4 protein-coding genes and 1 pseudogene are annotated in these 8,669 nt (G+C 70.8%); 3 read left to right on the top strand and 2 right to left on the bottom strand.

Annotation, left to right across the window (positions count from 1 at the left end; translation table 11 throughout):
- Nucleotides 1–215 (bottom strand): annotated as a pseudogene (locus ACFWBF_RS32050) (hypothetical protein); the annotation flags it as partial.
- Nucleotides 212–1,198 (bottom strand): ADP-ribosylglycohydrolase family protein, encoded by a 987-nt coding sequence (locus ACFWBF_RS32045; protein ID WP_385608063.1) that lies wholly within the window; start codon nucleotides 1,196–1,198, stop codon nucleotides 212–214. The pseudogene ACFWBF_RS32050 and the gene ACFWBF_RS32045, both read right to left, overlap by 4 nt.
- Before the next feature lie 268 nt (nucleotides 1,199–1,466).
- On the opposite strand from ACFWBF_RS32045, the gene ACFWBF_RS32040 reads away from it, so the two are divergent.
- The 3 genes from ACFWBF_RS32040 to ACFWBF_RS32030 all read left to right on the top strand — a co-directional run bounded on the left by ACFWBF_RS32040 (nucleotide 1,467) and on the right by ACFWBF_RS32030 (nucleotide 8,586).
- Nucleotides 1,467–2,198: a VIT1/CCC1 transporter family protein gene (locus ACFWBF_RS32040; protein WP_385608067.1), complete on the top strand. Its 732-nt coding sequence runs from the start codon at nucleotides 1,467–1,469 to the stop codon at nucleotides 2,196–2,198.
- A 378-nt stretch (nucleotides 2,199–2,576) separates the two neighbouring features.
- Nucleotides 2,577–7,133 (top strand): glutamate synthase large subunit, encoded by a 4,557-nt coding sequence (gene gltB / locus ACFWBF_RS32035; RefSeq protein WP_385608065.1) that lies wholly within the window; start codon nucleotides 2,577–2,579, stop codon nucleotides 7,131–7,133.
- Complete coding sequence (locus tag ACFWBF_RS32030) at nucleotides 7,126–8,586, top strand: glutamate synthase subunit beta (RefSeq protein WP_385608061.1); 1,461 nt, start codon at nucleotides 7,126–7,128, stop codon at nucleotides 8,584–8,586. Before gltB ends, ACFWBF_RS32030 begins: the two co-directional genes overlap by 8 nt.
- Nucleotides 8,587–8,669 lie beyond the last annotated feature (83 nt).

Genomic DNA, 8,669 nt, shown 5'->3' with positions numbered 1-8,669 from the left:
GCCGCGGCCCCGGGCCCCGGGGCCGACGCGGGCTCCCGTGCGTGCGTGGACGCCGGCGCGGGGCCCCACGCCGCCGCCGGCGCAGGCGCGACGGCCGGGGCGGACACGGGAGCCGACACCGTCGCCGGAGCCGCCGTCGGCGGGGGTCCGGCCGTAGGGGGCAGCTCGGACAGGGGGTCCGGGGTGAAGGGCGCGGGGGCCGGGGGTGGGGTCATCGGGGGGTCTCGTATTCCGGGGTGAGGAGGTCCGCGATGTCCAGGACGTGGTAGCCGCGCATCGAGGGGAGGCAGCTGCCGCGGACCGGGCCGATCGCCGAGGACCAGGTGGAAGGGATCGCGGAGGTACCGGCCATCGCACCGGACAGCGCGCCCGCCACCGCCGCCGTGGTGTCCGCGTCCCGGCCCATGTTCACCGCCATCAGCACCGAGCCCGCGAAGTCGCCGCCGTACGCGGCGAACGCCCCGAAGGCGAGTCCGACGGCCTCGGGGGCCAGGTCCGTCCACGGGTAGCCGCCGATCACGACCGCCGAGCGGACCGCCCGCTCGCCGCGCGGGGCGGCCGTCACCGCCCGGCGCAGGGAGCGGGCCGTCCAGGAGTCGGACGGGATGACCGACAGTGCCGCCGAGATCACCGAGGCCGCGCTGCCGCCCGCCATCGCCGCCGCGACCCCCGCCGCCACCGCCTGGCCGCCGTAGATGCCCTCGCCGTCGTGGCTCACGCAGCCGTCGATCGCGACCAGGCGCGCCGCCTCCGCCGGGCGGCCCGCCGCGAAGACCCCGAAGGGGGCCGCCCGCATGGCCAGGCCGTCCGACCACGCGTGGCGGTGCTGCGCCGAGATCGGGGCCGCGAGCCCGCGCCGGAGGTTCTCCAGCGTGCCCCGCTCGGAGAAGCCGGCCCCGCGGAACGGTCCCTCGTCGAGGTCCGCGATCCAGTGGTGCCAGGCCCGCTCCACGTGCGAGACCGTGAGCGCCGAGCCGTGGCGGGCCAGCAGCAGCCCCGAGAAGATCGCGTACTCGGTGTCGTCCGTGCCCGCCGGGTCCTCCGACACGAAGCCCTCGATCCGGCCCCACTTCGCCCGGATCTGCGACGGCTTCATGTTCTCCGCGGGGGCGCCCAGCGCGTCACCCACCGCGAGTCCGAGAAGAGCGCCCCGGGCCCGTTCGAGGAGGACCTGCGGATTGCATGCAATCAGCTCCATGGCGCGCCTCTCCACTTGATGGACTCATCTTGAGCCCTTGGGGGATTTGTGCCACGGCATACGGTTTGTCGCTCGTCGTGAAACACCCCGCCCGCATCGTCGTCACCCGGTCGCCGACCCGTAAAACCCCAGGTAAGTACGGCCTACCTTGCTGGCGGGCGACCGAAATCGTGCGTAGTTTCGAGGTGTTCAGGGGGAGTGGGTGCCTGCGTGTCGTGCGCGGCGTTGCCTCCGCGTACCCACTCGTACAAAAGGGGAGATGACCGGCATGTCCATCATCGACATCGAAGCACCGCTGCACACCGCCCACCGTGACAATCACACGCACCGCGACGTCAACGGCGGATGGCTGCGGCCGGCTGTTTTCGGTGCGATGGACGGCCTCGTCTCGAACCTCGCCCTGATGACCGGTGTGGCCGGCGGCGCCGTTGCCCCGCACACCATCGTGGTCACCGGCCTGGCCGGCCTCGCCGCCGGCGCCTTCTCGATGGCGGCCGGAGAGTACACCTCGGTCGCCTCGCAGCGTGAGCTCGTCCTGGCCGAACTCGACATAGAGCGCCAGCAGTTGCTGGGGCACCCGGTCGACGAGATGGAGGAGCTCGCCGAGCTCTACGTCTCGCGCGGGGTCGAGCCGGCGCTGGCCCGCGAGGTGGCCATGCAACTGTCCCGCGACCCCGAGCAGGCGCTGGAGATCCACGCCCGCGAGGAGCTCGGGATCGACCCCGACGACCTGCCGTCGCCGCTGGTCGCGGCCGTGTCCTCCTTCGGGTCCTTCGCGCTGGGCGCGCTGCTCCCCGTACTGCCGTACCTGCTCGGCGCCACGAGCCTGTGGCCCGCGGTGCTGCTGGCCCTGGTGGGGCTCTTCGCCTGCGGCGCGGTCGTCTCCCGGGTCACCGCCAGGTCCTGGTGGTACAGCGGTCTGCGGCAGCTCGTCCTGGGTGGCGCGGCCGCGGGTGTGACGTACATCCTGGGAACCTGGATCGGCGGAGCCATAGGCTGACCACGCTGGGAGTGAGACACTATGCAGCACGCAACATAAGTAGTCAGTTACTCGGCGGTTTCGATCCCATGTCCGCCGGGCATCAGACCAGGGCGCTGCGGGCAATGAGGCCCACCCCGCGTCGGGACCTTCGCCCCGTGGTCGATTCGGCCCCACGCCTGCGAAAGTCCCCTCTTTTCTGCTTCGCGCAGTGTCCGCATGCTGGAATGGCATATCCGCTTCTCGGGATTGTCGTCATCATGTAATCTGCACGAAATTTCGCAGAGGGCCAACGTCGTCCCTCGGCTATGCACATATGCCACGACGACGACGGGAGAGCCGATGCGTTCCGCATCCACGCACTCCGCGACCGGCCTCAGCAACACCGCCTGGTCGCCCATGGACGGTCGCCCCGCCCAGCAGGGCATGTACGACCCGCGCAACGAGAAGGACGCCTGTGGCGTCGGTTTCGTGGCGAACCTCACCGGCGAGGCGACCCACACGCTCGTCGAGCAGGCGCTGACCGTATTGCGGAACCTTGAGCACCGAGGCGCCACCGGATCCGAGCCCGACTCGGGCGACGGCGCCGGAATCCTCTCCCAGGTACCGGACGCGTTCCTGCGCGAGGTCACCAGATTCGAGCTCCCCGCCGCCGGCGCGTACGCCGTCGGCATCGCCTTCCTCCCCGCCGACGGCACCGCACAGGCCGTCGCCGTGGAGCAGATCGAGGCCATCGCCGCCGAGGAGAACCTGACGGTCCTCGGCTGGCGCGAGGTCCCGGTGACGCCCGACCTGCTCGGCAACGGCGCCCGCGCCACCATGCCGGCCTTCTCCCAGCTGTTCGTGTCCGGTGGAGGCACCAGCGGCATCGAGCTGGACCGCAAGGCCTTCGTGCTGCGCAAGCGCGCCGAGCGCGAGGCCGGGGTCTACTTCCCGTCGCTCTCCGCCCGCACCATCGTCTACAAGGGCATGCTGACCACCGGCCAGCTGGAGCCCTTCTTCCCGGACCTCTCCGACCGCCGCTTCGCCTCCACGCTCGCGCTGGTCCACTCGCGGTTCTCGACGAACACCTTCCCGTCCTGGCCGCTCGCCCACCCGTACCGCTTCGTCGCGCACAACGGCGAGATCAACACGGTCAAGGGCAACCGCAACTGGATGAAGGCCCGCGAGTCCCAGCTGGTGTCGGACGCCTTCGGCGAGGGCGCACTGGACCGGATCTTCCCGATCTGCACCCCGGACGCCTCCGACTCCGCCTCCTTCGACGAGGTCCTGGAGCTGCTCCACCTCGGCGGCCGCTCCCTGCCGCACAGCGTGCTGATGATGATCCCCGAGGCGTGGGAGAACCACACCTCGATGGACCCGGCCCGCCGCGCGTTCTACAAGTACCACTCCACGCAGATGGAGCCCTGGGACGGCCCGGCCTGCGTCACCTTCACCGACGGCACCCAGGTCGGCGCGGTCCTGGACCGAAACGGCCTGCGCCCCGGCCGCTACTGGGTCACCGACGACGGCCTCGTCGTGCTGGGCTCCGAGGTCGGCGTGCTCGACATCGACCCGGCCAAGGTCGTCCGCAAGGGCCGCCTGCAGCCCGGCAAGATGTTCCTCGTCGACACCGCCCAGAAGCGGATCATCGAGGACGACGAGATCAAGTCCGAGCTCGCCGGCGCCGCTCCGTACGCCGAATGGCTGGAGACCGGCGAGATCGAGCTGTCGGACCTGCCCGAGCGCGAGCACATCGTCCACACCCACGCCTCGGTCACCCGCCGCCAGCAGACCTTCGGCTACACCGAGGAAGAGCTGCGCGTCATCCTCGCGCCGATGGCCCGTACCGCCGGCGAGCCGCTCGGCTCCATGGGTACGGACTCCCCGATCGCGGCCCTGTCCGAGCGCCCGCGGCTGCTTTTCGACTACTTCACGCAGCTCTTCGCGCAGGTCACCAACCCGCCGCTGGACGCCATCCGCGAGGAGCTCGTCACCTCGCTGCTGTCCTCGCTCGGCCCCCAGGGCAACCTGCTGGACCCGAACGCCGCGTCCTGCCGCAGCGTCACCCTGCCCTTCCCGGTGATCGACAACGACGAGCTCGCCAAGCTGATACACGTCAACGCCGACGGCGACATGCCGGGGATGAAGGCGGCCACCCTCTCGGGCCTCTACCGGGTCTCGGGCGGCGGCGACGCGCTGGCCGCGCGGATCGCGGAGATCCGCGCCGAGGCCGACGCGGCCATCGAGAACGGCGCCCGCCTGATCGTCCTCTCGGACCGCCACTCGGACGCCGAGCACGCGCCGATCCCGTCGCTGCTGCTCACCTCCGCCGTGCACCACCACCTCATCGCCACCAAGCAGCGCACCCAGGTGGGGCTGCTGGTCGAGGCCGGCGACGTCCGCGAGGTCCACCACGTCGCGCTGCTCATCGGCTACGGCGCCGCGGCCGTGAACCCGTACCTCGCCATGGAGTCCGTCGAGGACCTGCTGCGCGCGGGCACCTTCCTGTCCGGCCTGGAGCCGGAGCAGGCCATCAAGAACCTGATCTACGCGCTCGGCAAGGGCGTCCTGAAGGTCATGTCCAAGATGGGCATCTCCACCGTCGCCTCCTACCGCGGCGCCCAGGTCTTCGAGGCCGTCGGCCTGAACGACGAGTTCGTCGAGACCTACTTCAACGGCACCGCCACCAAGATCGGCGGCGCGGGCCTGGACGTCATCGCCAAGGAGGTGGCCGCGCGCCACGCCAAGGCGTACCCGGCCTCCGGCATCGCGGCCACGCACCGCGCGCTGGAGATCGGCGGCGAGTACCAGTGGCGCCGCGAGGGCGAGCCGCACCTGTTCGACCCGGAGACGGTCTTCCGCCTCCAGCACGCCACCCGCAACCGCCGGTACGACATCTTCAAGCAGTACACGGACCGGGTGAACGAGCAGTCCGAGCGCCTGATGACGCTCCGCGGGCTCTTCGGATTCCGGACCGATGAGTCGGGGGCCCGGCCGTCGATCTCCGTCGACGAGGTCGAGTCGGTCGCCGACATCGTCAAGCGCTTCTCCACCGGCGCCATGTCGTACGGCTCCATCTCCAAGGAGGCGCACGAGACCCTCGCCATCGCGATGAACCAGTTGGGCGCCAAGTCCAACACCGGTGAGGGCGGCGAGGACCCGGACCGCCTGTACGACCCGGCGCGCCGCTCCTCCATCAAGCAGGTCGCCTCCGGCCGCTTCGGTGTCACGAGCGAGTACCTGGTCAACGCGGACGACATCCAGATCAAGATGGCCCAGGGCGCCAAGCCCGGCGAGGGCGGCCAGCTGCCCGGCCACAAGGTCTACCCGTGGGTCGCCAAGACCCGGCACTCCACCCCGGGTGTCGGCCTGATCTCCCCGCCGCCGCACCACGACATCTACTCCATCGAGGACCTGGCTCAGCTGATCCACGACCTCAAGAACGCCAACCCGGTCGCCCGCATCCACGTGAAGCTGGTCTCCGAGGTCGGCGTGGGCACCGTCGCGGCGGGCGTCTCCAAGGCGCACGCGGACGTCGTCCTCATCTCCGGCCACGACGGCGGTACGGGCGCCTCCCCGCTCACCTCGCTGAAGCACGCGGGCGGTCCCTGGGAGCTCGGCCTCGCCGAGACCCAGCAGACCCTGCTGCTCAACGGGCTGCGCGACCGCATCGTGGTCCAGACGGACGGCCAGCTCAAGACCGGCCGCGACGTGGTCATCGCCGCGCTGCTCGGCGCCGAGGAGTTCGGTTTCGCGACCGCGCCGCTCGTCGTCTCCGGCTGCGTCATGATGCGCGTCTGCCACCTGGACACCTGCCCGGTCGGCATCGCCACCCAGAACCCGGTCCTGCGCGACCGGTTCTCCGGCAAGCCCGAGTTCGTCGTCAACTTCTTCGAGTTCATCGCGCAGGAGGTGCGCGAGCTCCTCGCCGAGCTGGGCTTCCGCTCGATCGAGGAGGCCGTCGGTCACGCCGAACTGCTCGACACCAGCAAGGCCGTCACGCACTGGAAGGCGCAGGGCCTCGACCTCGAGCCCCTCTTCTACGTGCCCGAGCTGCCCGACGGTGCGGTCCGCCACGCCCTCATCGAGCAGGACCACGGTCTGGCCAAGGCCCTCGACAACGAGCTCATCGAACTCGCGGCCGACGCGCTGAACGCCGACTCCGCCGAGAACGCCCAGCCGGTCCGCGCCCAGGTCGCGATCCGCAACATCAACCGGACCGTCGGCACCATGCTCGGCCACCACGTCACCAAGAAGTTCGGTGGCGCGGGCCTGCCCGACAACACCATCGACCTGACCTTCACGGGCAGCGCCGGCCAGTCCTTCGGCGCCTTCCTGCCGAGCGGCATCACCCTGCGCCTGGAGGGCGACGCCAACGACTACGTCGGCAAGGGCCTCTCCGGCGGCCGAGTCGTGGTCCGCCCGGACCGCGGCGCCGACCACCTCGCCGAGTACTCCACCATCGCCGGCAACACCATCGGCTACGGAGCCACCGGCGGCGAGATGTTCCTGCGCGGCCGCACCGGCGAACGTTTCTGCGTCCGCAACTCGGGTGCACTGGTCGTCTCGGAGGGCGTGGGCGACCACGGCTGCGAGTACATGACCGGTGGCCACGCCGTCGTCCTCGGCGAGACGGGCCGCAACTTCGCGGCCGGCATGTCGGGCGGCGTCGCGTACGTCATCGACCTCGACCCCGACAACGTCAACGTCGGCAACGCGGGCGCCGTCGAGACCGTCCTGGCCGACGCGGACAAGCAGTGGCTGCACGACGTGGTGCGCCGCCACGAGGAGGAGACCGGCTCGACCGTGGCCGCGAAGCTCCTGGCTGACTGGTCCGTCGCGGTGGACCGGTTCAGCAAGATCATCCCGACCGCTTACAAGGCAGTGCTCGCCGCCAAGGACGCCGCTGAGCTGGCCGGACTCTCGGAGTCCGAGACCACCGAGAAGATGATGGAGGCGGCGACCAATGGCTGACCCTAAGGGCTTCCTCACCACCCCGCGCGAGACCGCCTGCACCCGTCCCGTGGCCGACCGGCTGAAGGACTGGAACGAGGTCTACGTCCCGGGCTCGCTGCTCCCGGTCATCAGCAAGCAGGCCGGGCGCTGCATGGACTGCGGCATCCCGTTCTGTCACAACGGCTGCCCGCTCGGGAACCTGATCCCGGAGTGGAACGACTTCGCGTACCGCGAGGACTGGACCGCCGCCTCCGAGCGTCTGCACGCAACGAACAACTTCCCGGAGTTCACGGGCCGTCTGTGCCCCGCTCCGTGCGAGTCGGCGTGCGTGCTGGGCATCAACCAGCCGGCCGTCACGATCAAGAACGTCGAAGTCTCGATCATCGACAAGGCCTGGGACAACGGCGACGTCACTCCGCAGCCGCCGGAGCGCCTGTCCGGCAAGACCGTGGCCGTCATCGGCTCCGGCCCGGCGGGTCTGGCCGCCGCCCAGCAGCTGACGCGGGCCGGCCACACGGTCGCCGTGTACGAGCGGGCGGACCGCATCGGCGGCCTGCTGCGCTACGGCATCCCCGAGTTCAAGATGGAGAAGGTGCACATCAACCGCCGCATCGAGCAGATGCGTGCGGAGGGCACCAAGTTCCGTACGGGCGTGGAGATCGGCCGCGACCTGGACGCCGTCAAGCTGCGCAAGCGGTACGACGCCGTCGTGATCGCGGCGGGCGCCACGGTCTCCCGCGACCTGCCGGTCCCGGGCCGTGAACTGCGCGGGATCCACTTCGCGATGGAGTACCTCCCCCTCGCGAACAAGGTCCAGGAGGGCGACTACGTGGCGCCCCCCATCACGGCCGAGGGCAAGCACGTGGTCGTCATCGGCGGCGGCGACACCGGCGCGGACTGCGTGGGCACCGCCCACCGCCAGGGCGCGGCCTCGGTCACGCAGCTGGAGATCATGCCGAAGCCGTCCGAGGACCGCCCCACGGGGCAGCCCTGGCCGACGTTCCCGATGCTGTACAAGGTCACCTCGGCGCACGAGGAGGGCGGCGAGCGGGTCTACTCCGTCTCCACCACCCACTTCGAGGGCGACGAGGACGGCAACGTCCAGGCCCTGCACCTGGTCGAGGTCGAGTTCGTCGACGGCAAGCTCGTCCAGAAGCCCGGCACCGAGCGCGTCCTCCCCGCGCAGCTGGTCACCCTGGCGATGGGCTTCACCGGCACCGACCAGGCCAACGGCCTGGTGGGCCAGTTCGGCCTGGAGCTGGACGCCCGCGGCAACGTCGTCCGCGACGCGTCCTACGCGACCAACGTCGACGGCGTCTTCGTCGCCGGCGACGCGGGCCGCGGCCAGTCGCTCATCGTCTGGGCCATCGCGGAAGGCCGCTCGGCCGCCCGCGGCGTGGACCGCTTCCTGACCGGCACCAGCGCCCTCCCGTACCCGGTCAAGCCGACGGACCGCTCCCTGACGGTGTAACCACGTCACCCCTCCCTTGGGAGGACCCCTCATACGGTCCGTACAACGGCGTGCGGAGCTCCTTCTTGACGCCGCGCTCGCAC

The organism is Streptomyces sp. NPDC060028 (genome assembly GCF_042736725.1).
GTDB lineage: Bacteria > Actinomycetota > Actinomycetes > Streptomycetales > Streptomycetaceae > Streptomyces.
Note: the sequence above shows the minus strand (reverse complement) of the source record. Positions and strands in the feature narration are given on the sequence as shown.